This window comes from Ectobacillus panaciterrae DSM 19096 (genome assembly GCF_000430785.1).
Taxonomy (GTDB): Bacteria; Bacillota; Bacilli; order Bacillales; family Bacillaceae_G; genus Ectobacillus; species Ectobacillus panaciterrae.
Genome location: NZ_AUMR01000077.1, coordinates 1 through 20,777, shown reverse-complemented (window position 1 = coordinate 20,777; position 20,777 = coordinate 1). Strand labels below are relative to the sequence as shown.

At 37.6% G+C, this 20,777-nt stretch carries 20 protein-coding genes and 4 pseudogenes; 3 read left to right on the top strand and 21 right to left on the bottom strand.

Going from position 1 to position 20,777, the window contains the following annotated elements:
* The 10 genes and pseudogenes from H540_RS0117095 to H540_RS0117045 form a co-directional block, all read right to left on the bottom strand.
* Positions 1-247, bottom strand: a pseudogene (locus H540_RS0117095) (IS4 family transposase); the annotation flags it as partial.
* A gap of 125 nt (positions 248-372) precedes the next feature.
* Positions 373-1,476, bottom strand: coding sequence for a threonine synthase (locus H540_RS0117090; RefSeq protein ID WP_028401690.1), 1,104 nt, complete (start codon positions 1,474-1,476; stop codon positions 373-375).
* A 73-nt stretch (positions 1,477-1,549) separates the two neighbouring features.
* Positions 1,550-1,924, bottom strand: a complete 375-nt coding sequence (locus H540_RS0117085; protein WP_028401689.1) for a RidA family protein — start codon at positions 1,922-1,924, stop codon at positions 1,550-1,552.
* Positions 1,925-1,934: 10 nt separating this feature from the next.
* Positions 1,935-2,090, bottom strand: a pseudogene (locus H540_RS32275) (helix-turn-helix domain-containing protein); the annotation flags it as partial.
* A 140-nt stretch (positions 2,091-2,230) separates the two neighbouring features.
* The gene (locus H540_RS0117075) at positions 2,231-3,337 is read right to left on the bottom strand and encodes a D-TA family PLP-dependent enzyme (protein ID WP_028401688.1); all 1,107 of its coding nucleotides are present in this window, start codon (positions 3,335-3,337) and stop codon (positions 2,231-2,233) included.
* Entirely contained in the window at positions 3,337-3,576 is a 240-nt protein-coding gene (locus H540_RS30040) for a RidA family protein (RefSeq protein ID WP_051317154.1), read from the bottom strand. The genes H540_RS0117075 and H540_RS30040 overlap by 1 nt, the downstream gene beginning before the upstream one ends.
* 197 nt (positions 3,577-3,773) lie before the next feature.
* Entirely contained in the window at positions 3,774-4,442 is a 669-nt protein-coding gene (locus tag H540_RS0117065; protein WP_028401687.1) for a helix-turn-helix transcriptional regulator, read from the bottom strand.
* A 1,036-nt stretch (positions 4,443-5,478) separates the two neighbouring features.
* Entirely contained in the window at positions 5,479-5,733 is a 255-nt protein-coding gene (locus H540_RS0117060; protein WP_028401686.1) for a hypothetical protein, read from the bottom strand.
* A 21-nt stretch (positions 5,734-5,754) separates the two neighbouring features.
* Entirely contained in the window at positions 5,755-6,249 is a 495-nt protein-coding gene (locus H540_RS33800) for a DUF559 domain-containing protein (RefSeq protein WP_034671257.1), read from the bottom strand.
* 806 nt (positions 6,250-7,055) lie between these two features.
* Positions 7,056-7,826, bottom strand: coding sequence for an SDR family NAD(P)-dependent oxidoreductase (locus H540_RS0117045; protein ID WP_028401683.1), 771 nt, complete (start codon positions 7,824-7,826; stop codon positions 7,056-7,058).
* Between the two features lie 171 nt (positions 7,827-7,997).
* Here H540_RS0117045 and H540_RS0117040 point away from each other — a divergent pair, with 171 nt between their 5' ends.
* Positions 7,998-8,459 (top strand): MarR family winged helix-turn-helix transcriptional regulator, encoded by a 462-nt coding sequence (locus H540_RS0117040; protein ID WP_028401682.1) that lies wholly within the window; start codon positions 7,998-8,000, stop codon positions 8,457-8,459.
* 599 nt (positions 8,460-9,058) lie between these two features.
* On the opposite strand, the gene H540_RS0117035 is transcribed toward H540_RS0117040, so the two are convergent.
* The 4 genes from H540_RS0117035 to H540_RS0117020 are packed head-to-tail and all read right to left on the bottom strand — an operon-like array spanning position 9,059 to position 12,918.
* Positions 9,059-9,847, bottom strand: coding sequence for an SDR family oxidoreductase (locus H540_RS0117035; protein WP_051317153.1), 789 nt, complete (start codon positions 9,845-9,847; stop codon positions 9,059-9,061).
* Complete coding sequence (locus tag H540_RS30035; protein WP_051317152.1) at positions 9,844-11,034, bottom strand: SMP-30/gluconolactonase/LRE family protein; 1,191 nt, start codon at positions 11,032-11,034, stop codon at positions 9,844-9,846. The genes H540_RS0117035 and H540_RS30035 overlap by 4 nt, the downstream gene beginning before the upstream one ends.
* A gap of 31 nt (positions 11,035-11,065) precedes the next feature.
* Complete coding sequence (locus H540_RS0117025; protein ID WP_028401680.1) at positions 11,066-12,076, bottom strand: zinc-dependent alcohol dehydrogenase family protein; 1,011 nt, start codon at positions 12,074-12,076, stop codon at positions 11,066-11,068.
* Positions 12,073-12,918, bottom strand: coding sequence for an SDR family NAD(P)-dependent oxidoreductase (locus tag H540_RS0117020; protein WP_028401679.1), 846 nt, complete (start codon positions 12,916-12,918; stop codon positions 12,073-12,075). Before H540_RS0117020 ends, H540_RS0117025 begins: the two co-directional genes overlap by 4 nt.
* Positions 12,919-13,204: 286 nt before the next feature.
* Here H540_RS0117020 and H540_RS0117015 point away from each other — a divergent pair, with 286 nt between their 5' ends.
* A complete protein-coding gene (locus H540_RS0117015; protein ID WP_028401678.1) occupies positions 13,205-13,861 on the top strand; it encodes a TetR/AcrR family transcriptional regulator in 657 nt (218 codons plus the stop codon).
* 524 nt (positions 13,862-14,385) lie between these two features.
* Here the strand turns inward: H540_RS0117015 and H540_RS30030 are convergent.
* The 7 genes and pseudogenes from H540_RS30030 to H540_RS0116975 form a co-directional block, all read right to left on the bottom strand.
* Positions 14,386-14,691 (bottom strand): annotated as a pseudogene (locus tag H540_RS30030) (VOC family protein); the annotation flags it as partial.
* A 175-nt stretch (positions 14,692-14,866) separates the two neighbouring features.
* Entirely contained in the window at positions 14,867-15,247 is a 381-nt protein-coding gene (locus tag H540_RS0117000; RefSeq protein ID WP_028401677.1) for a DUF6262 family protein, read from the bottom strand.
* Positions 15,240-17,354, bottom strand: coding sequence for a tyrosine-type recombinase/integrase (locus H540_RS0116995; RefSeq protein ID WP_028401676.1), 2,115 nt, complete (start codon positions 17,352-17,354; stop codon positions 15,240-15,242). Before H540_RS0116995 ends, H540_RS0117000 begins: the two co-directional genes overlap by 8 nt.
* 13 nt (positions 17,355-17,367) lie before the next feature.
* Positions 17,368-18,489 carry a tyrosine-type recombinase/integrase gene (locus tag H540_RS0116990; protein ID WP_028401675.1) on the bottom strand — a complete coding sequence of 374 codons (1,122 nt, stop codon included), beginning with the start codon at positions 18,487-18,489 and terminating at the stop codon, positions 17,368-17,370.
* Positions 18,490-18,793: 304 nt separating this feature from the next.
* Positions 18,794-19,099 (bottom strand): NIPSNAP family protein, encoded by a 306-nt coding sequence (locus H540_RS0116985; RefSeq protein ID WP_028401674.1) that lies wholly within the window; start codon positions 19,097-19,099, stop codon positions 18,794-18,796.
* Between the two features lie 254 nt (positions 19,100-19,353).
* The gene (locus tag H540_RS0116980) at positions 19,354-20,052 is read right to left on the bottom strand and encodes a DUF3888 domain-containing protein (RefSeq protein ID WP_028401673.1); all 699 of its coding nucleotides are present in this window, start codon (positions 20,050-20,052) and stop codon (positions 19,354-19,356) included.
* A 123-nt stretch (positions 20,053-20,175) separates the two neighbouring features.
* A complete protein-coding gene (locus tag H540_RS0116975; protein ID WP_028401672.1) occupies positions 20,176-20,355 on the bottom strand; it encodes a hypothetical protein in 180 nt (59 codons plus the stop codon).
* Positions 20,356-20,556: 201 nt separating this feature from the next.
* Here H540_RS0116975 and H540_RS0116970 point away from each other — a divergent pair.
* Positions 20,557-20,777, top strand: a pseudogene (locus H540_RS0116970) (hypothetical protein); the annotation flags it as partial.

The following is a 20,777-nucleotide window of genomic DNA, read 5'->3' as shown; positions in this document are numbered from 1 at the left end:
GCTTATTAAGTCCTTCGGGACTCATGAGTACTCCCGTATAAGCTTCTAAGCGACTACACAACTGTGTTAAAGATGTACTTGCGACTTTTTGACTCAGCCACACGCAAAGTGCTACTAATTCCTGAGATTGATACTTACTCTTACGTTTTGTAAATCCGGTTTCTCTTGCAAGCTCTTGAAGAGCTTGGGGTGCTAGGTTCCGTTTTAGCTCTTGAGAAAAAAGTTGTAACTCATCTGAAATATCCATCAAAAAACGCCATCCTTTTCTATGATTCTACAGAAAGAATAGCGCATTTTTTTCGTTTTGGGTGGTATTTAATTTCGTTAGGTTGATGGCGATGGGGCGGAACCCCTACTGGCTTATTATCGCAGTTATTTTGATTTAATTCCTGCACCACAAAGAGGTATAATAATTTTTTCTTCTGGTGCCCGCTTATATTTTAAGTAACCTGCATAGTTAGCAGCTGTTGTCAATTCAACATAGAAACCTTTATCAGCAAGCATTGCCCGTGCACTCAGAATTTCATCTTCTTTAATGTCAATAAATATACCATTTGTTTTACGTACAGCTTCTAAAATTTGTTTTGAACGTGCTGGTACTGCAATTGCAATACCTTCTGCTAAAGTACCTTTGTTCGTAACAGGTTCTGCTATTGCTTCCCCATTTTCGTAAGCATTCACAAGAGGTGCACAGTTTGCTGCTTGGATTGCAATAATTTTCGGCATTTTTTCTATTAATCTGTTCTCAAATAACTCTTTGAAACCATAGTATGCACCAAGTACAAGTGTACCATTACCAACTGGGATGATTAATGCATCTGGCACTCCTTTTAATTGCTCGTAAATTTCATAAGCGTACGTTTTAGTTCCTTCATAGAAGTAAGGATTATATACATGACTTGCGTAAAAATTTTTTTCTTCGTCTACTGCTTTTTGTGCCGCAGCTGCAATGTCCTCTCGCGTACCATGAATTTCTTTAATCGTTGCACCATGTGCTTTTACTTGAGCAATCTTTTTCGGTGATGTTTCATCACTTAGATATATTTCGCATGCGATGTTACAACGTGCTGCATATGCTGCAATCGCCGTTCCTGCATTACCACTACTATCAGCAATAACTTTTGATACCCCTAATTCTTTCGCCTTCGCCATTAAAACAGCGGCTCCTCGATCTTTAAATGATAATGTAGGCATCATATATTCAACTTTTACATACACATTTGGCTCTAGAGGATCTAGAACGATTAAAGGAGATTGACCTTCACCCATTGTAATAGACTCCCACATCTTAGAATCTTTTGCGAATGGCATTGTTTCAAAATAACGCCATAACGAGTTCGGATAGTTATTCCAAGCTGCAACATCAATTTTGGGTGTATCTTTTACTAAATCTAATACGCCGCCACATTCACATTTCCATAAAGTTGGTGTAATATCATGCTTTTTCCCACAACTGTTACATATATATTGTTCCATCATTTATCGGTCCCTTCAAATAATTTTTTATATAAAATATATTTTTTTATACAAAAAGGGTAAAAAAATATAACTAAATATATGCAATCGCCTCAATTTCAATTTTGAAACCAAAATGTAATTCATTTGTTGGTACCACAGTACGTGCTGGTTTATGCTCACTGAAGAATTTTTTATAGACAGCATCTACTTTGTCCCATAATTTCACATTTGGAATGTATAATGTCATACGTAATATTTGATCTTTTTTACTTCCTACTGATTCTAAAATCATTTCTACATTTTTAAGTGCTTGTAATGTTTCTTCTTCAATTGTGCCATATTTCTTTTCACGTGTTATTGGATCAATTGCAAATTGCCCTGATACATAGACTGTATCATTACGAACTGTTGCTAGAGCATAATGCCCATTTGATTTTAAATTCCCTACTTCAAAAATGCTTTTCATTGAATTCTCCTTAATTAGATTTATTTTTTATTTCATCCAAATAACTATAAACTGTTACTTTGGAAATGCCTAATAAAGATGCGACCTTCTCAACAGAACCTTTCATTAAGAAAATGCCTTTTTCGTCCATAAATCGAATTAATTCAATCTTTTCATGACGTTTCATGTCAGATTCGCCACCAGATAATAATAAACGATTCCATTGAACTTAATAATCCACCTTTATCATAAACAACTGGCATTTTTCTTCCTTCAAACATATTAACTGGTAACTGCTCTAAAAAATTTACCTTTAAAAAATGCGTATTATTGTAATTTCCCTCTACATTCTATCAAAATCTCTTCGAGAACCTTACCTTTGGATACTAAGTAGGCTTTTTCATGTAAATTAGAAACCGGACAGATATGATTCGGAATAATCCGTACCTTATCCCCTACACTCACTTGTCTGTTAAATTCTTCATTATAAATAATCGCATGTTCGTCAAAAACGCCATGAATGTAGACATTTTCAAATTCTTTAATTTTACCAAGACCTTTAGTTGCCGTAAGGCCTTTAGTTCGAGTTTGAGCAGTAATCCCTTTTGCTCCTACATCTGTGATGACACGCTCTTTTGTTGGTTTGCTTATAATTGTTGTAAGTACAGTTGCTGCACACTTTTCATATGATCCGATTACATTTGATTGGGAGGCATCCATTAAAATGTAGGTACCAGGTCTTATTTCTGTTACTCCTTTTGGAATTTCGAATTTAAACATGAATGGAGGAGTGGACCCTATACTAACAACCTCTGGTTTAAGCCCCATTTCAGTTGCTATTTCTGCAAAACGCAACGTCCTGCTTACACTGGCGTTGTATAATTCTTTACATTCGCCAACACTCTCTGCTGCATAAGTATGACCATCATGAGAAAAAATCCCTTTCAAATGAAGATTATGACTATTTTTAACAGCTTCCAATAATGTACGAAAATCACTCTCCTCAATTATGCCTGATCTCTTTTCACCAACTTCAATCTCCACTAACACCTGTGCTTTTTTTGCAGAACCTTGAAAAACCTCTTCTATTTCATTCACCTGATAAACACTATCGATTCCAAACGAAATATCAATTGTCTCTGATAATTTTCTAATTCTCTGGATTTTTGTTTTTCCGACAATTTCATTTGCAATAAATATGTTTTTCAAGCCATTCTTTGCCATAACCTCAGCTTCGCCTACTTTAGCGACCGTAATTCCAGTAGCACCTGCTTCTTCTTGTATTTTCGCAAGTTTAGGCATTTTATGAGTTTTCGTATGAGGACGTAAATTTACTTTGTATGCATCAGCATATTCTTGCATAGATTTAATGTTTTTATAAAGGATATCCTTCTCAATTAGAAGTGCTGGAGTATCAATTTCTAAGTAATTCATTATTTTTCTTCCTCCCTTATCGCTGCTATTGCTTCAACTTCGACAAGACAACCTGCATACAAATCGTTTGTGGGTACAATTACTCTTGCTGGTTTATGATCACCAAAAAAATGTGCATAAACTGCATTGATTTCTGGCCAAAAATGTACGTTTGGCGTATACAGTCTGCATAATACAACATCTTCCTTGCTTAATCCTCGTTCTCTAAGCACTAGCTCTAAATTTGCTAATGCTTGCATTGCTTCTTATATAACTCTCCACTTTATATAGATTTTTATATGTCATATATTTTTTTATATGTCATATACAAAAAAATATATGACATTACAAGCTATATCTTCAACTTGACTGAAACCATAATGCAACACGTTTGTTAAGGACAACTGATAGTGCCGGTAAATGTCATAGAAGCCCTTATTTTCAAAAAACTCTTCACTTACTCACTATAGTTGCTTTTTTTTACTTCATCTAAGTAGCTATATACAGTTACCTTAGAAATTCTTAATTGTTCCGCAACTTTTTCAACCGCTCCTTTCATGAGAAATATCCCTTTTTCATCCATAAATCGGATGAGTTCAATTTTTTCCCGACGTTTTATCAAAGAATGTTGACGGTTAGCAACAATTTGTTCAATTAACTGGTTTGTGATTTCCTCTACATTTTGAATGGAAGTTTCCTGTTTTGTTACATTCTGAGTCTGTATTTGATTTTCCTTTTCATTGTTAGGCATTAATGTATTTAACATTTCTTTCATCTGAATCATTAAATTCATGTCATAGTTAATGCAAAAAGCTCCAATCACCTGTTGTTTGGAATCTCTAATAAGGGTGGTCGATGATTTAATAGTTCTATGATCATCTGTCTGGATTTCATATCCTGCTAAATAATCTTCTTTAAATTCATCGGATAATAGCACCTTTTTCACCAGATGGTCAAAAGATTGGCCAACCTCTCTCCCTGTCACGTGATTGTTAATTGTGAAAATTACGGAAGACTGAGGTGTTGTTAAATCATGAATGACGACCTCACAATTTGATCCAAACATTTTTCCAAGTGTTTTCGCAAATGGAATATAACCATTTAAAATTTGTCTTGCTTCAGTCAAAACCTAATCACCTACTTTCTTCTTGTATATTAACTCTAATATTCAAATCATGACCTCATTATATAATTTTTTATACAAAATTGGAACAAAAATATATTTTTTTATATATTTATACTAAGCTTCATGACTCATAATGATGAATTGCACATTTTTTTCTTATTACTTGGTTCTGGTGACATCTTAGTTTCACTGAACTATTAAATTGAACCTCGAAAAAAAGAGCAACCCTACTCAAAGGAGTTGCTCTTACAGTTTTGTTTTAATGGTACACAATTCTAGAAGAGGTACCGCCAGCATTTTTGAAAAAAAAACACGCTAAGTAAAAAATACAAAAAACCGTCCATCAGGACGGCTTCACTGTTTACATAATCAGTGTTATCGGAAGTTAATTTATTTAAAAAACAACTTCTTTTGTTTCTTGTAAGGTAACAAACCTACCACCTAATGTGTTATTGTGGTGTTCTACAATTTGAGAAGCTGCAAGTACTGTAGTGTCAAACGTACTATGAGCATCTTTGACTAATATATTTTCTGTATATCCCATGCTATATGGGGTAGCACGCACATTTTAACGTTTTTATACGCTAAAGGAATCTCAAAACTCATGTTGCTGATTTTGATTGAGAATTTGTTTTTGAGATGAGTTTTAAGACAGATTTTAAGCTGTTTTCTGGCTATTTGTCGCTTAGAATTTCAAGTCTCAAATACCTACAATAAGTCACTTAGAGTAGTAAAATCAACGTTTTTCCGCGTCGAAAATTGCTTAGCGTATATTTTCGTTAAAATGTGGGCGGGACCCCATCGCCATCAAGTTAAAATTTTGCAGCACCCCCAGAACGAAATGAAGCTCATTTTATCGTTTTGGGGGTGACCTGTTTTCTTGGCTTGATGGGCATGCGTTAGGACCCCTTATATAGCAATCCCTTCTGTTTATAGTGCCTTCCATACAGGAAACACAAGGGAGACAATGCTGGATTTCAAGAGAGGTGGATTCCAGTGTTGTCTAGTGACACATAAAAACGCGTAGGGGAATTCCCTACACGTTTTTATGTGGTGTATGTTGTGCCTTCATTTGTTGATTTTGATCGTGAGGATGGTCGTTAAAGTATTCTCCATCACTTTCCCAAAACATTTCGGTACGTCCACCTGCACATTGTGAAGGATCTGATACAACCCGACTTCCATCTGGCATATATCCAGCCTCAGGTATTGGGCATTTACTTTCTGCATATTTTTCATAGTATCTCGTCGTTGTAGTATCGCTCTTTTTATATCGACAACAATAACCCATTATAGATAGCCCTCCTTTAAATTATGAATTCAGTTGAAATTGTAATTGATACGATGGGTGGCTTTCAGGAAGCATCTGCAGGGTATACAGCTTCATTTCCACTTCCTGCATACATGCCCGCTTGTTCTGCCGCCACGGTTTATATTTGACGCGGATTACATCAGAATACCCAATGCTTTTCAGATACGCATCGCGTTTTTCGTCATGCGCTTTGTTATGCCAGACTTCTCCATCAGTTTCAATACAAACCTTCCGACCTGCGGCCACTCCGCTGCCATAGACCACAAAATCTAAACTGTACCGTTTTTCGTGTACCTGTGTATGCGGATAGCACCCCAGTTTGATCAGTTCATCAAACATGTCTCGTTCGAATTTGTTGGAGCACTTATTTCGATGATATGGAATGCCAAAATTCATGGGCGGATACACGGTTTGATTGCGCTTTGGCCATCGGAAATACATGAACATTTGCGCGACGCCGATCAGCGCCAGACACATGATAAACAAGAGGAACATATTCTTTCTCCCCTTTATATTTTTTATTCGGACAATACACCGCCTACATATGTTGCTTATATGAAGCGGCATAAAAGAGGCATTTACTTCAGCGTATCTTTCAATACGTTTAGTGTGGCATGTGTTGTACAGGTTGATTCGTAGCAAATGAAGGAAAACAGAGAAGATGTAAAGGAGCGATGAGGGAGGGAAGAAGCGAGATGCCCCGAACCATCGGGGATTATACGAAGCAAATATTGGAAATTTAAATGTTTTTATCTTATGAATATTCACAATATTTAAGTCCCCTATTTTAAGCCTGAGGAGGAAAAAACATGCATGTGAAAGAGTGGTAGCGCCACATGCCCATCAAGCTAATATTTTGAAGTACCCCCAAAACGATAAAATGGGTATCTGTGTGCTAAAAACGCACAAAATTTTCGTTCTGGGGGACAACGGATTTCTTAACTTGATGGCTATGTGTAGCTTTGGAATAATGTTTGATCAAATTCATACTAATAACCTTGATAAACGAACAAATAGAAAGAGCATGTTTTGAAAAAAAGTTTGATCAAAACACACTCTTAATATATTTCAATTGAATTATTCTTTTATAAAAAATTTTGATTAAAACTCATTAAACTCCCTCGAAATATGTTTTTAATGCGTTTTAACGGAAAGGCCATAAGTGTTGAAAAGAAGTGAGTTAGAAATACTTATTAAATTAATTGTGTCATTGAACTCAATAACTACAATAGTTGCTTCTACAAATAATCGCGATGAGATCTTTAATATTTAATCATTTTTCAATCTAAGTTCAGTAATAATTAATCTATTCGTTTGCTCATTATATTCCCTACCATTTTCACCACATTTTTACGGGATAGAATTTTTGGGAGAACAATACTAGTAAATATATTGTTAGTTCCATCAATAATTGAAATTCTCCCTCTATTTATACCTTTAAAAGTGGTGTTAACGACATCTTTAGGAGTACGTTTACTGCCAAATGAAACTCCACCATTAGCAAAAAAATTAGTATCTGTCGCACCAGGACAAATGGCAATGATTTTGATACCTTTATTTTTGTATTCAATACTTAAGGCTTCTGTAAATGATAAAACAAAAGCTTTAGTTGCTGCATAAATCGACATATATGGAATAGGATGGAAAGCTGAAGTGGAGGCTACATTAATAATCGTTCCAGCATTATTCCTGACCATTTCTTCGATGAATAGATAACACATGTCTACGATCGCAACTGAATTTACCATTATTTGTCCATGTTGTTTTTGTAATTCCAAATGGGTTAATATTCCATTTGTAGCATAGCCAGCGTTATTTACTAAAATATCAATAGATAGTTTTTTTTCTTTTACAACACTATGTATTTTTTTAGCTTCATACTCTTTTGATAAGTCAGCTAATATGATATAAGTCTCAATACCATATTTATTTTCTAATTCCTTTGATATAGCCATTAATTGATCTTCTGAGCGTGCTACTAAAACTACATCAAATCCTTTTTTTGCATATTCCTCTGCAAACGATTTTCCTATTCCAGATGAAGCTCCTGTTACTAAAACTGTTTTTTTCATAGTTATCTCCTCCACTAATTATCATTTACACGACATCGATGTCATGTAAATGATGTCGTGTAATCAATTTAATGCATTATATTACGTTAGTCAATAGATTTTATTTTAGTTATATGTTAAATTGATATAAATGATATGTCATGTATAACAGAATAAAGAGGAGAATATTTTATGAATGATACAGATGAACTTAGATATTTAATCCAATGTGTTCAAAGAGAAGGTACTAAAAAATTCGGAGCTCTACTCAAAAAAGAGCTAGATATTACCCCCAGTCAAAGTGAAGTAATTATGGTTCTAAGCGAGTACGAGCCTTTATCACTTGTTGAGCTTGGAAATTTACTTTTATGTGAATCAAAAAGCCCAAGTAGACTTGTAAAAAGGCTTGTAGATAGAGATGCCGTATTTCAAAGTCAGTCCATTGAGGATAGTAGAAAAATTGTTCTTCATCTAACTAAACATGGTAGAGCTTTAGTTCCTAAGATTAGAGAAATTGAGAATTTATTTAATAATGAAATAGAAAAAAATTTAAGTAATGTTATTTCAGTCAAAGAATTAAACAGTATATTGTCGAGTCAAATTATCAATACTGATAGTGAAAAAAAACTTCTTTCGAGGAAATTAAATCACTAGATTTCGTTGTATCCATTTAACTGATTATCCTAAAAAAGATAATAATAAAGTGTTACATTGTTAACTTCACATGTTGGCATATTACACCTCCTTAAAAAATATAAACAGTTCATCTTTTTTCTAAACGGTGCAACTTTTAAAAGTTATCAAGACCTAATTTAAAAAAAGATAGAAAAATTAAAGGGTTCTACATATTAGTCATATCTAATATGTAGAACCCTTCTTCTTTTACTAAAGCCCCCGTTACTTTAAGTGCATCTCTTCACAATCTCTTCTACACCTTAATATAACTCCAATCCCTATTAGTGTTGTTCCAGAATCCAGTACAATACAAAAAGACGCCTTCTTATTCAAGAAAAGCGCCCGATTGTGGAAGATCAGAGTATTTCCATAATTTGATTACTATATTTAATTTGTGATACGGTTCAGCTTAACGGGTCTATCGGCGAAAAAATTAAGGGCACTCATTTGGGCAACCAACTTTGGTCCGCAATGTCGTTGAACGAGCTGAAGGTAAGATTCTTAGAAGATGGTCAGCTATGAATCCTACCTCGAAAGTCCGCAAAGCTTTGTCATCAGTGCGTTATTTTCTTGGTTAATTATTTGAACCGCTGGGCTTGCCTTGAAGGCATAATGGTCAGTTCCGGAATGCTGACATGCTCAGGCTGCTCCAGTGCATAGAGTGCCGCCTCTGCAACATCATCGGGATGTAACGGCAGGACTTTCGAAGCAAACGCGCGAATTTCATCCTCGGAATACCCGGCCACCTGAGAAAATTCCGTTGCCACCGCCCCGGGCTGAATCGTCGTAACTCGAATCCCCTGATCGATTGTCTCCAAACGTAATGCGGACGCTATGGCGTTAACGCCGTATTTGGTAGCGCTGTATGGACCTCCTCCGGCAATCACTTCCTTGCCGGCAATGGAGGAGATGATGATGACATCTCCCTTGCCCTGACCCAGCATTGGCGGAAGCCCGTAGTGCAGCGTCAACATTAGACCGTGTACATTCGTCCTGTACAGCTCCTCCCATCTTTCCAAATCCACTTCTACCAAAGGACTTCGATACCCGAATCCGGCATTCGCGACTACAATATCAAGACGGCCCCAGCGGTTAATCGTTTCATTAACCACATGCTGTACTTCTTCAGCCTTTTGAATATCAGCAGGTACCGCCATAACCTCGTACAATCCCTCGTTATGCAATTCCTGAACCAGCTCATCCAATCGATCCCGTCGACGTGCCACTACAGTCACATAGGCGCCGCGCTTTGCCAGTTTCCTGGCGATCGATGCCCCGATGCCGCTGCTAGCGCCTGTCACCAAGGCCACTTTGCCGATCAGACTCTCCTTGTCATTCCAAGATAGCCCCAAATCATCCAGATTCATTTCGCACCCTCCCGGATTCCAACCTTATTTTTTAAAAGCACGCGATGAACACCCTTGCTGCCTCCAGGTGCCGTTCCTATATATAAATATCCGTTATGGCTTGCAGCCGTAGTTACGCCATACAATTTACCTTCCGGATCATGCCAGCTTCCGATAAGCTCTCCCTGCGGGCTGAGCTCCATAGCAAGCCCATGCTTCGCCGGTGCGCTTGCGCCGCTAAGCATCGACTCCGGCAATTTGGCCATGGTACTGGCTAACCAAGGGTTGCTATGCATCTGATCTACAAAAGAAATGCGAGTCGTGAAGATACCGACCCAGAAATGACCTTGCTCATCACGCGTAATGTTGTCTGGGAAGCCTGCGAGATTGTCTGCGAAAATATCAGATGTCCCCTTCTTCGGTCCTTTGAGCCAGAATCTGGTTATCTGATAATGATACGATTCCGCCACAAGTACAAAATCTTCATCCGCAGACAAGGCAACCCCGTTTGCAAAATAAAGACCTTCTAACAGGACGGTCGTTTGCTTGGTCTTTGGATCGTACTTCAGCAAACGTCCATGCGGCTTGTTCTCGGCAATTTCTTTGAAGGTCACTTTGCCATAATCCGAAGTATCAGAAAAATAAATGGAGCCATCCTTGGCAATATCAAGCTCGTTAGCCAGATAGATCGGCTTGCCGTCCCCATGATCGGCTAATACCTCTATGCTCCCAGATGGGTTTATAGATAGCAGTCCCCTCTTGACATCAGTAACGATCAAATCGCCTTTGGCATCGAATATAAGCCCATTAGGCGTTCCTTTGGTGTCTGCAAACAATTGCGCATTTTGCGGATTGCCCTCTGCATCGAAAGGAACCTTGTAAATTTTCCCGTCTGAATCTCCTGTATATAGCTGGCCTTCTTTATCGAATGTAATGAATTCCGGGAATTGAGGGGCATCAGTAACAAGCTGAGCCGAGCTGAGTTTGTTGTTCTCTTTCCACGGACCCGCTTCCTCAAAAGAGGGAGCCGTCGGTGCAGACCATTTTGCCGGTTTGATCGGTGAAGGCAAAAGCAAGAAAACGAGTACTCCTAGAACGAGCACCGCGAGCAGCGATAGCCCCCATCTGCATATCCTAGCACGCAGTGAGCGTTTAGGGCGATTCACACCTTCAGTAGATTTAACGGAGCGAACTTGTGTATTAGGCATTAGTGTGTCTCCTTTGTCATTTTAGCGAGATTTAGATTTGAACGACGATTTTACCGAAGTATTGCTTTCCTTCAGCCAAGAGCGCGAATGCTTCTCCAATTCGATCCAGAGGGAATACACGGTCGATGACGGGATGTAAACCATGATGGGCAATCGCTCGATTCATCTTTTCAAAGTGATCCCGGTTGCCAACTTGACTGCCGCGAACAGTTGCGGCTTTGTGCAAGATGCTGGAGACATCGTATTCCGGAATGGTCAAGCCCGATAAGAACCCGACCATACTCACGGTCCCTCCAGTGCGAAGCGCATTTATGGATTTCCCCATCGTTGCCGCTCCTCCAACATCCAGAACATGGTCTACGCCGCCAGTCAACTCTAACGCTGCCTTATCCCAATCGGGAACTTCCGAATAATTGATCGTTTGCCATGCGCCAAGAGCTTTTGCTCGCTCCAGCTTGTCGTTGCTGCTCGACGTGATGATGACTCGTGCTCCGGCCATAAGCGAGAACTGAAGCCCGAAGATGGAAACACCGCCTGTTCCTTGCAGCAGCACGGTATCACCTGCTTGCAAACCACCGTATTCGATTAGCATGCTCCATGCGGTTAATGCCGCGATCGGCAGGGTGGAGGCCTCCTCATAAGAAAGGTGATCGGGAATACGGACGACTCCATCTTCATGCAGAACGACATACTCGGCCGCTACTCCATTCAACGGACCCCCCAGACTGTCTTCTAACACCCCTGGTCTTGGGGTGCCGCCAATGAACCGCTGTTGAAAATTACCCGCTACTCGGTGTCCGACCTGAAACCTTGTTACTCCTTGGCCAACAGCTACAATTTCTCCCGCTCCGTCTGATAATGGAATGAAAGGGAATTTAACTTCGATCGGCATTAATCCGCTGAGGACCACTAGATCCCGATAATTGAGAGAAGCTGCCCTCATGCGGATCAGCACCTCTTTAGGTCCTGGCGTTGGTATATCGAGTTCCACCATGGTTAATTCCTCAAAGCCAAAGCTGTTTTTCAGTTGTATAGTTTTCATCGTATTGTCCTCCCTGCAAGATCAGATTGATTATCTGGATTTTTATTATTGCTGTTGTATCCTTCACGCGGACGAAGCATGCTTCCAACAAGCCGAAGACCTTGCTTTCGTGTAATGAAACGCGATAACTGCGCCCCTAGATAATTCTGCATACCCGGAACGACATACACTTTCCCATCCTTCAACGCGCTAAGCGCAACCTCTACAACTCTTTCTGGCGTGTCTTTCTTTCCGACGGAAGCTTCTTCCGCTCCTACGACATTAAAGAAACTGGTGTCCGTCGAACCAGGACAAAGTGCGAAGAACTTGACGCCGCGGTTGCGGTTTTCAAACCATAACGCTTGAGTAAACGAAAGGACGAAAGCTTTCGTTGCCCCATATACGGCCATATAGGGAAGTGGTTGAAATCCGGCGGTTGAAGCAACATTGATAACTGCACCTGAGCTTCTGCGCAGCATATCCGGCAAGAACAAGTGGGTCATATCTACAAGAGCGGCGACATTGAGCATAACTTCTTCATGTTGACGCTCACCTGACACTTGTTCAAACAAACCATATGTAGCAAAGCCTGCATTGTTGATCAGCATTTCGATATCCACTTTCAAAAGTCGACATTTCTGATATAACTCGCTGGGCGCGCCCTCTTTCGAAAGATCCATAGGGATAACCTCGGCTTTGATGCCATGCATCTTTCTGAGCTCTGATGCCAGGCTCTCAAGCTTGCTCTCCGATCGGGCCACGAGTACCAAATGGCTGCCTTGTTTGGCCAGTTGTCTCGCGAATTGCTCTCCAATACCGGAAGAAGCTCCCGTGATGAGCGCCCATTTACCTTGAATCGTCATATCGCTACTCCCCTTCTAGATACTATGTTATAATACGGAAACAGTGTTACCCAATGAACAGAAGTAATTATTACCGAATGGAATGATGATCATCATTCCATTCGGTAACAGTGTTTCCGAACGAGTTCATTGTATCCCACCTTTTCTAGAAAGTCAATATGATCTTTGAATATCCTTGAACATCTACCGTCTCATTGACAACCGCTTAACAACTGTATAAAATTCCTTGTAAGAGCGTCAGAAACTTTGTTTCCTGACGAAAACTTGATATCCGGAGGTGATGATTATGAGCGATCAAGATATCTCCTCCAATGCGAACTCACGAGTGTTGAAAACCTACCAAGAAGCCCGCTTGCAAAATATTGAAAATCTCCGCAAGCTCGTTGTTGACACTGCGGCAACGCTCTTGCAAGAAGAGGGTCCGGAAGCCGTTACGGTGCGTAAAGTATCGCAGAAAATGGGTTGCTCGACAAAAATCATTTATAACTTGTTTGTCAATAAAGAGGGCTTGGCTCAGCAGCTGTATCTGGACGGTTGTAAGCTTCTCGCTAACGAATTCGAGGGGACGCCGCAAGCTGCTGATCCGGCGCAGCATTTGCAGAATTTAGGCGAAGCCTTTTGGCAATTCAGTCAGCGTTACTCCAGTTATTATAAACTGATGTTCGGAGGCGCATTCGCGGATTTCAAACCGGACGAGGAAAGCCTAAATGGTACCGTAACGGCCATGCGGCAATTATTGACGGTGATCAGCAATGCGCAAAAGCAAGGTCTCATCCCTGGCCAATATGACACTGAATTAGTTATCCGCGTATTCTGGGCTTCGCTCCATGGCGTCATTCATCTTTACATGGGAGGACACTTAGGAGATGTACAATCGGCGCATGCGGTATACAGGCAAACGTTGTCTTTAATTGTCAGCTCGTTATTGCCGGATAAAGCTTAAAAGACGGCAAGCTCTTCCCGGTTTAGGGGAAGAGCTTGTCTTTTTTCACACTGCAAGGATACCTTCAATGCTAATCTCTATTTCAATTCTTTGCTGTACCACTATTTGTGATACGCTTCACTCAGATTAATCCCAAACAAATTTAAATGAAATACCAATATCCCCCTATTCTCTTCCTCCATAATCTGACCCGATCCATAAAAAGAGCGCAATCCTGCTCTGGAAATGAGCCCGTTTGTTGAAGATAGTTGCTTAAATCTTATTCAAGATAAGCACCCGGTAGTTCAATTAGTCATTCTTTATTTTTTATTTCCTTTAATAATTCAACTATTATTTGGTTTGTTTTATTTAATTTCCTCAACTGAATTTCTATTGAAAAAATCGTAATAATTACAGCTATTCCAATAATTATCCCCAAATTAATTTCCTCTCCCACTTTTATTAATGTATGTAAATAGACTTGAATCAGGAAAAAGCTTTACTCCTTATTGAAGTAAAGCACCCCTTTAGTTAAAGAAGCAACTTCAATTTCTTTCAACTAATTCTTGAATCATTTCCACTCTGTTCCCAAAAGGGTCTCTGAACTCAAAACGTTGAAAACCTGGAATTGGAACTCCTTCAAATATTTTAATGTTATTTTGTTCTAACACGCTTCTCCAGTATGATAAATCCTCTACTTGATATGCTAAATGGGCTTTTGTCGTTAATCTGTCAAAACCATCTTCTGTGCCGATGTGAACATCTCTATCTCCGACTTCCAACCAAAAACCCCCACGTCCTTTTAGTGATTCGGGCTTTTCTTTCTCTGGTAAACCGATAATCATAAAATACCCTCCTCAATTTAGAATTTTTCCACCACAATCTAAATCCTCTTCCATCTTATCCCTTTAACTATAATAAGAATAATATTTATTTATTATAAAATTTAATAAGGTTTACTTATGCTTTTTATTAAACTATCCTGTACCGTTAGTTGAAGAAGAAGGGGGAGAACAACGTTCTCCATCATAACTTTTTATACACCTCTGCGTAAGCAACTTTCAGTTGTTCCCTTAATTGCTTGTTTTCCTCTTCTAACTTTTGATTTTTTCTTTTTAGAGATGCAATGAGGGCATCCTTATTGTTTTCGTTCATTTCCCGTTTTACTTGTTTTGGTGAGGGTACTTGTGATTGCTGATTTCGCAATGTTTCAATTCTCAAACGGAAGTCCTTCTTGTTATACAGTGTCGCTTTTGAAATATCAGCTTCACTAGCTACGCTGTTAAAGTTTATTTTCTCATTGGCTCTTATGAGTCTTTTAATGGCTTCATCTACCTTCTGGGAGGTAATAGCCTTACGATTGGCATGAATAGCTTTCAAATGTTCAGAACGGTCATATTCAGCCATTTTGAACACCTAACTTTCTTTTCATCCGATCTTGCCTTCCAAAGATGATATTTCCCTCTTGGAGGGTATTTAAAATGTTTTGATAACGCTGTAAGTTCTTTTCGTTCTTCTCGGCAATATCCTCTCGCCCTCGTTGTTTTGCTATTTCAATTGCCTTCGTGGTTGTTTTAATGTGAAGCTCGTATTTTTGCGTATCTAACTCCGAAAAACCAACAGCTAAGTCTTTACATGGGGTTTGATTGTCACCACAGGTGAGGCAAGGGGGAGCTTCCATATACGGACAATTACCGTTTAAACGGGCGTGGCACGTTCCATAAGGGTTGTCCATCGCATTTAGCTTGTGATCCTGCCACAAGGCATCTAAGATGTCTATTGGTATGTCTTCCCCTGCTTTGATTTCTTGCACTTCACCGTTTAGATCAAAGCTAAAGACGCCTTGTTTGATAACTAATTCAAATGCTTTTCTTTTTGTATCGTCTAATAGCTTGGCATATCGTAATGTCATTTCGGGTGAAGCATGAGCTAACAACTCTTGGACCGTTAGAATATCCGCACCACCATTTAACATTTTTACACCGTAGGTGTGACGGAATTGGTGAGTTTTGAAATGAAACAAGTTTCCATTTTCATCCGTAATGTTCTTTCGCTTGGCTAAAATATTTAGTTGGTCTTGTACCCACCCTTGAATAAAAGGTTTACCTTTCCGTTGACCACGATAACGGACAAAAATATACCCTTCGGGATTGTTGTCTTGATTGCTTAGTTTTTTTGATTTGTCGATAAGAACCGCAAGGATTCCTGCTAAATCATCGTCAATGGGAATTCGATGCCCTTTTACAAAAGTTTTTTCAATATCCGTTTCAATGGAGTATTGACCATTGAGTTTTATCAAGCAATCAGAGGTTAATTCTAATACGTCCGAGATTCTAAGACCTGTCTTAAACGCAATCCAAACAACAGGCACAACATCTTTATGCAAGTCAACAATATGCGTAAAGAGCTGCTCTAACACATAGTCAGGGATGTAATCAATTTGATCCACTGATTTTTTCCTTGGCTTAGGTTTGTCTTCAGGAAAAATCAACAATCTCACATGAGTTTCGGGAGCCATTTCATAGTCATACCGTTGAATATCTTCAAGAAATTTGCACAAGATTGATAATGAGGAATTTATATAGCTTTCAGGATGCGAGTTCTTTTGTTTTATATTGTTTTTAGCGTATTCATATAAATATTCAAGATATTTTACGATATGTGTACGATTTAAAGCCTTCAAATCCTTCCACGTTGGCTCTAAAGAAAATATAAATGAGAAAAACATTGAGAGAGCATATAGATAACGTTGTGCTGTACTCCATGAAAATCTATTTCTACTAAGCAATCGTTGTTTTATATATTTTTTTATTTGCTCACGAATACATTTATCAAACTTTAGATAGATAAGGTAGTATTGACCTTTACTTTTGCTGTATTCTACACCATACTTATCATGAAGAATACGAACATCCCATTTGTCTTTTTCAAACTCATCTCGGTTGTCCATGTATTGAAATAACAAATTATAAATTTGTCTTAAAAAACGTGCTACTATTGTTTTTTCAATCCCATCTTTTTGAATTATCCTTTGTCTAAGCTTCTGAGTAGCAACTCCTTTTTCATTCAACCAAAACAAATACTCTCGTTCTACTTTATCAATATCCAAATCCAACAAGGATGATAGTTTAGGATATTTTATGTTTAAGAACTCGGTTATTTTCTTTAATGGGGTTGGATGAGCGCTAAAAACACTATTGATTGTCCATAAATCGTTAAAGAGTTGTTTATAATAAACATATTTCACTTCTAAGTTGATTGTAGGGTTGGTGAATCGAAAATAAATATTTTTATTTTTATAGGAATAGTTCGCTACCACTTCTTTGAATTGCTTGACTTCACCTATAACATCGACATTCCATTTGTCATTGACTAAGAAATATGGGTTTTTTACTTGTTCAATGGAAACCGAACCATCTTCATGTACTATTTTTTCGGGATAAGTGGAAAGTTCTTTTTGTAATCCTTCGTGAAATCCTATTTCTTCTGTATGAAAATTCTTGATGTGTTTCATTCGGTAACTCCTTTTAGTTATCTTTCTTTAGGTTAAATTCAGATTGAGCCTTTTGCCAATCTTCTCGAATATCTTCATCCGAGGGATGTAAGTACAGGTTCATTGTTGTTTGAATTTGAGAGTGTCCTAATCGTTCCTGCACCTGTTTAATATCTTTTGTTTTCTGATAAAAGATTGTAGCGTGTGTATGGCGAAATAGGTGTGGGTGGAGGTTTATCCCTGTTTTCTTTTTTAAACGCTTAAAAAGAGATTCCACGTTCCAATATTCCATTGGTTTCCCTACATCTTTTCCTCGCAGTTTTACAAAAACAAAGTTTGTGTCCAAATCTAATTCGTCCAGCACTTCATACAAATAATCGTCATATAGATCCATTAAGGATTGTGATACATAAATTTCTCGCTCTCCCGTCTTTAACATAGCACCGTTTTCTAATTCCCCACGATCCACTAAGCGAATTCGATGTCCCTTGCCATGATCAAAAATGAAATCTTCCATGAAAAGAGCGAGAGCTTCTCCAATACGCAATCCAGTTTCAAATAACAATTGAATTAAGAATCTATCGCGGATATTGGTGGCTGCCTGTAATACTTGCTGTACTTGTTCTTTTGTGAGAGTGTCTACTTTTTTCCTTGGCTCTTTTAATTTCAATATGTTTCTGATTGATGGCTTGTCCTTGTTGACATGATGTAAGAAACTTTTATAACGCGAGTGTCCCCCTGTAAATACTTGCTTCATCAACTTTTCGATCATGTCATTTTGTACCTCTTCATTTCTGTAAAGGTAGTCATAAAAGTTCGCTATGACTGTAATGGTAAGGTTAATTGTTTTTTCTGTTCGCTTTGCTTTCTCTTGTTGAAGAGGAGTGACATTCGAACTCTGATAAGGACTTCTTAACCATCCCACAAAATCAGCTAAATCTTCTAATCGGATCAACGTGTAATCCTTCTTTTTCTCTTCTAAGTAGGCAAAAAAATGCTTTAAGGAATAACAATATGTCTTTTGAGTATTAGAGCTTTTTCCTGTCTTATCTAAATACTTTATATATTTCATCACTGGCATTACAGGAAACCCCTCTTGATCCAGTAATATGTATCTCCTGTTGTTATTCTCTATGAGAACTTCTTGTACCCTCATAGCACATCTCTCCTTAAAGATAATAACGCTCGGTCGAAAGACCTCACTACGCCTCCCGCTGTGGGCTACGTCCCCCCTGTAAAATACAAACATATGTTCTTGTTTAATATATACATACAATACGATTTTTTCAACATCTAATTAAGAATTCTACTATGCAAAAGAAAAGAGGATATATGCTCATATATTGAACATAATATCCTCTTATTAGTTTAGTCTATTTAAGTTTTAAAGGGTCAAACTTTATTCCAAATCCACATAAAAAACACCCTTCAGAATACTAGGTCTGAAGGGTTATCGGTAGTTATTCAAATACAGGACGCATAAAGCTTCTCTCATAACTTAAAATGCATTTAGTGTCTTCTGCAAATTTATATGCTTCTTGACATTCTGCATCTAACGCCATTTTTACTCGGTACTCTTCATATGCTGCTAAACTTGGAAAAGTGAATAATGCATAAGCAATGTTATTAGCCCCTTCATGTGGAAGAAAATAACCATGATGTGTTCCGCCCAATTTATTAACCAGTCGAACCCACATCTTACCGTATTCTTCAAATTCATTTACCTTATAAGGGTCAATAACATACTTCAAATAACATGTAACCATTTTAATCCCCCATAATATGCATTTTTTCCCATTATAACATATGATTTAACTAATTTATTTATAAGACAGGTTTACTAAAGTGTTAGTTCATATAAAAAAGTAATGTATATCTTATTCATGTGAAGTTAACATAACATATCATTATCGGAAGTCAATATATCTCAAACACTATAAAAATCCCTTCAGAATACAAAATCTGAAGGGATTTCTTGTTCACATAATCAGTGTTATCGGTAGTTAATAATTAAATTGCTTTAACGTAGCCTTAACTCTATTTTGTTGAATTCTTCTTTAGGTATATCTCTGTGTTTGTAATTTATTGTTTTTATGTTACTTCCGTCTATTTGGAAAGTAATTGTGTCTTCTCCATAAGGTGGATTATGTGCACCTTCAAAAGTACGAACTTGAACAGTTGCATAAAATATATAATTCTTTTCATCTTTTTCTATTTTGAGTACCTTTTCCAATCCTCTATACCATAGCTTAGGTTTTTTATAGTAATTGTTAATTTCCTTACTTATGTTTTCAGACAAAAAATTAACTAATACTTCTTTTAAAAGTTCTTTTGGTACTGGTATCCTGTTGATCTTTTTTCTTTTGATCTCTACAATGTCCCAATATTCTTTACCTTTTTTAACAGTATATAGAATGTTCGTACCATCTTCTTTCCAAATATGAAGATAGCCTTTGTCCTCTTTAATATACAAGTTAGGCTCATCAATCCATTCATGTTCTATCTGAATTATACTGAAAAATAATTGAGCAAGTGGAGTTATTTTATAACCGATTTGGTTAAAGTCACCGAATGAATATAGTCTATAACCAGTTAAATCGATATCAAAGTAATCTAGGTTGCTGTCATTTTGATCATGAGTTGTTTTTGCTTGAACAGAAAACACGAAAGAAAAAGTAATAATACTTGTAATAATAAATAAGCATAATGTTTTTCTCATGAAATCACCTCATTTTATTATGCGACGGTTAAGGTGATTTATAATTTTTTACATAAAAAGTATTAGTAGTATTTCTTTTTTTATGGGCTAGTTAACATAAAATCGTTTATCGAAAGTTAATCACTAATCTGAAAGCCCATCTCCTCCGTCTCCGTTATCTCCATCTCCATCATCCCCATCAAAAATGAGCTTATTATCACTTTTCATGGGATAATCCGAATGATCTATGGGATCAGAATTAGTTTTACGTACAATGTATGCTAAAAGGCCAATGCCAGCTAAATAACAAAGAGCTGTAATCATATTAGTTCTCCCTCCTCAATATCAGTACATTCAGGAACAAGAGCTAATAGTACAACTCCTTGTAATCAGTTGACATAATGTGTGTTATCGGAAGTTAATCCTAATTTTTTCTGTGTTTTACATTCAATCTCTTGGTACATATTGTATTTTATTTCAGGAAACAGTAACTAAGATAAAATATTGTACTTTGGAGGTTAAAGTATGCGAAAAATAACATTTGTTCTTTTTTGTATGGTATGTTTTGTATTTGGTAGTAATATAACAGCAAAAGCATCCTCATTTGGTCCTTTACCTATATTAAAATCCTCTGAACGTTGGCAATTAAAAATTGGGAAAATGGACAATGATCCACGTCTTTCAAAACCAAAACCGGGTGTAGTTAATATGTATAGTCTAGATGTGAAGAACTTAGGAAAGGCTGT

Excerpts from the sequence above, each read along its gene's own strand:
- H540_RS0116995 (WP_028401676.1), bottom strand. The coding sequence starts at position 17,354 with ATGAAACACATCAAGAATTTTCATACAGAAGAAATAGGATTTCACGAA.
- H540_RS0116990 (WP_028401675.1), bottom strand. The coding sequence starts at position 18,489 with ATGAGGGTACAAGAAGTTCTCATAGAGAATAACAACAGGAGATACATA.
- H540_RS0117085 (WP_028401689.1), bottom strand. The coding sequence starts at position 1,924 with ATGAAAAGCATTTTTGAAGTAGGGAATTTAAAATCAAATGGGCATTAT.
- H540_RS0117075 (WP_028401688.1), bottom strand. The coding sequence starts at position 3,337 with ATGAATTACTTAGAAATTGATACTCCAGCACTTCTAATTGAGAAGGAT.
- H540_RS0117035 (WP_051317153.1), bottom strand. The coding sequence starts at position 9,847 with ATGAATCTGGATGATTTGGGGCTATCTTGGAATGACAAGGAGAGTCTG.
- H540_RS0117060 (WP_028401686.1), bottom strand. The coding sequence starts at position 5,733 with ATGGGTTATTGTTGTCGATATAAAAAGAGCGATACTACAACGACGAGA.
- H540_RS0117015 (WP_028401678.1), top strand. The coding sequence starts at position 13,205 with ATGAGCGATCAAGATATCTCCTCCAATGCGAACTCACGAGTGTTGAAA.
- H540_RS0117090 (WP_028401690.1), bottom strand. The coding sequence starts at position 1,476 with ATGGAACAATATATATGTAACAGTTGTGGGAAAAAGCATGATATTACA.
- H540_RS0116980 (WP_028401673.1), bottom strand. The coding sequence starts at position 20,052 with ATGAGAAAAACATTATGCTTATTTATTATTACAAGTATTATTACTTTT.
- H540_RS30040 (WP_051317154.1), bottom strand. The coding sequence starts at position 3,576 with ATGCAAGCATTAGCAAATTTAGAGCTAGTGCTTAGAGAACGAGGATTA.
- H540_RS0117045 (WP_028401683.1), bottom strand. The coding sequence starts at position 7,826 with ATGAAAAAAACAGTTTTAGTAACAGGAGCTTCATCTGGAATAGGAAAA.
- H540_RS0116985 (WP_028401674.1), bottom strand. The coding sequence starts at position 19,099 with ATGGTTACATGTTATTTGAAGTATGTTATTGACCCTTATAAGGTAAAT.
- H540_RS0117025 (WP_028401680.1), bottom strand. The coding sequence starts at position 12,076 with ATGAAAACTATACAACTGAAAAACAGCTTTGGCTTTGAGGAATTAACC.
- H540_RS30035 (WP_051317152.1), bottom strand. The coding sequence starts at position 11,034 with ATGCCTAATACACAAGTTCGCTCCGTTAAATCTACTGAAGGTGTGAAT.
- H540_RS33800 (WP_034671257.1), bottom strand. The coding sequence starts at position 6,249 with ATGTTCCTCTTGTTTATCATGTGTCTGGCGCTGATCGGCGTCGCGCAA.
- H540_RS0117000 (WP_028401677.1), bottom strand. The coding sequence starts at position 15,247 with ATGGCTGAATATGACCGTTCTGAACATTTGAAAGCTATTCATGCCAAT.
- H540_RS0117040 (WP_028401682.1), top strand. The coding sequence starts at position 7,998 with ATGAATGATACAGATGAACTTAGATATTTAATCCAATGTGTTCAAAGA.
- H540_RS0116975 (WP_028401672.1), bottom strand. The coding sequence starts at position 20,355 with ATGATTACAGCTCTTTGTTATTTAGCTGGCATTGGCCTTTTAGCATAC.
- H540_RS0117020 (WP_028401679.1), bottom strand. The coding sequence starts at position 12,918 with ATGACGATTCAAGGTAAATGGGCGCTCATCACGGGAGCTTCTTCCGGT.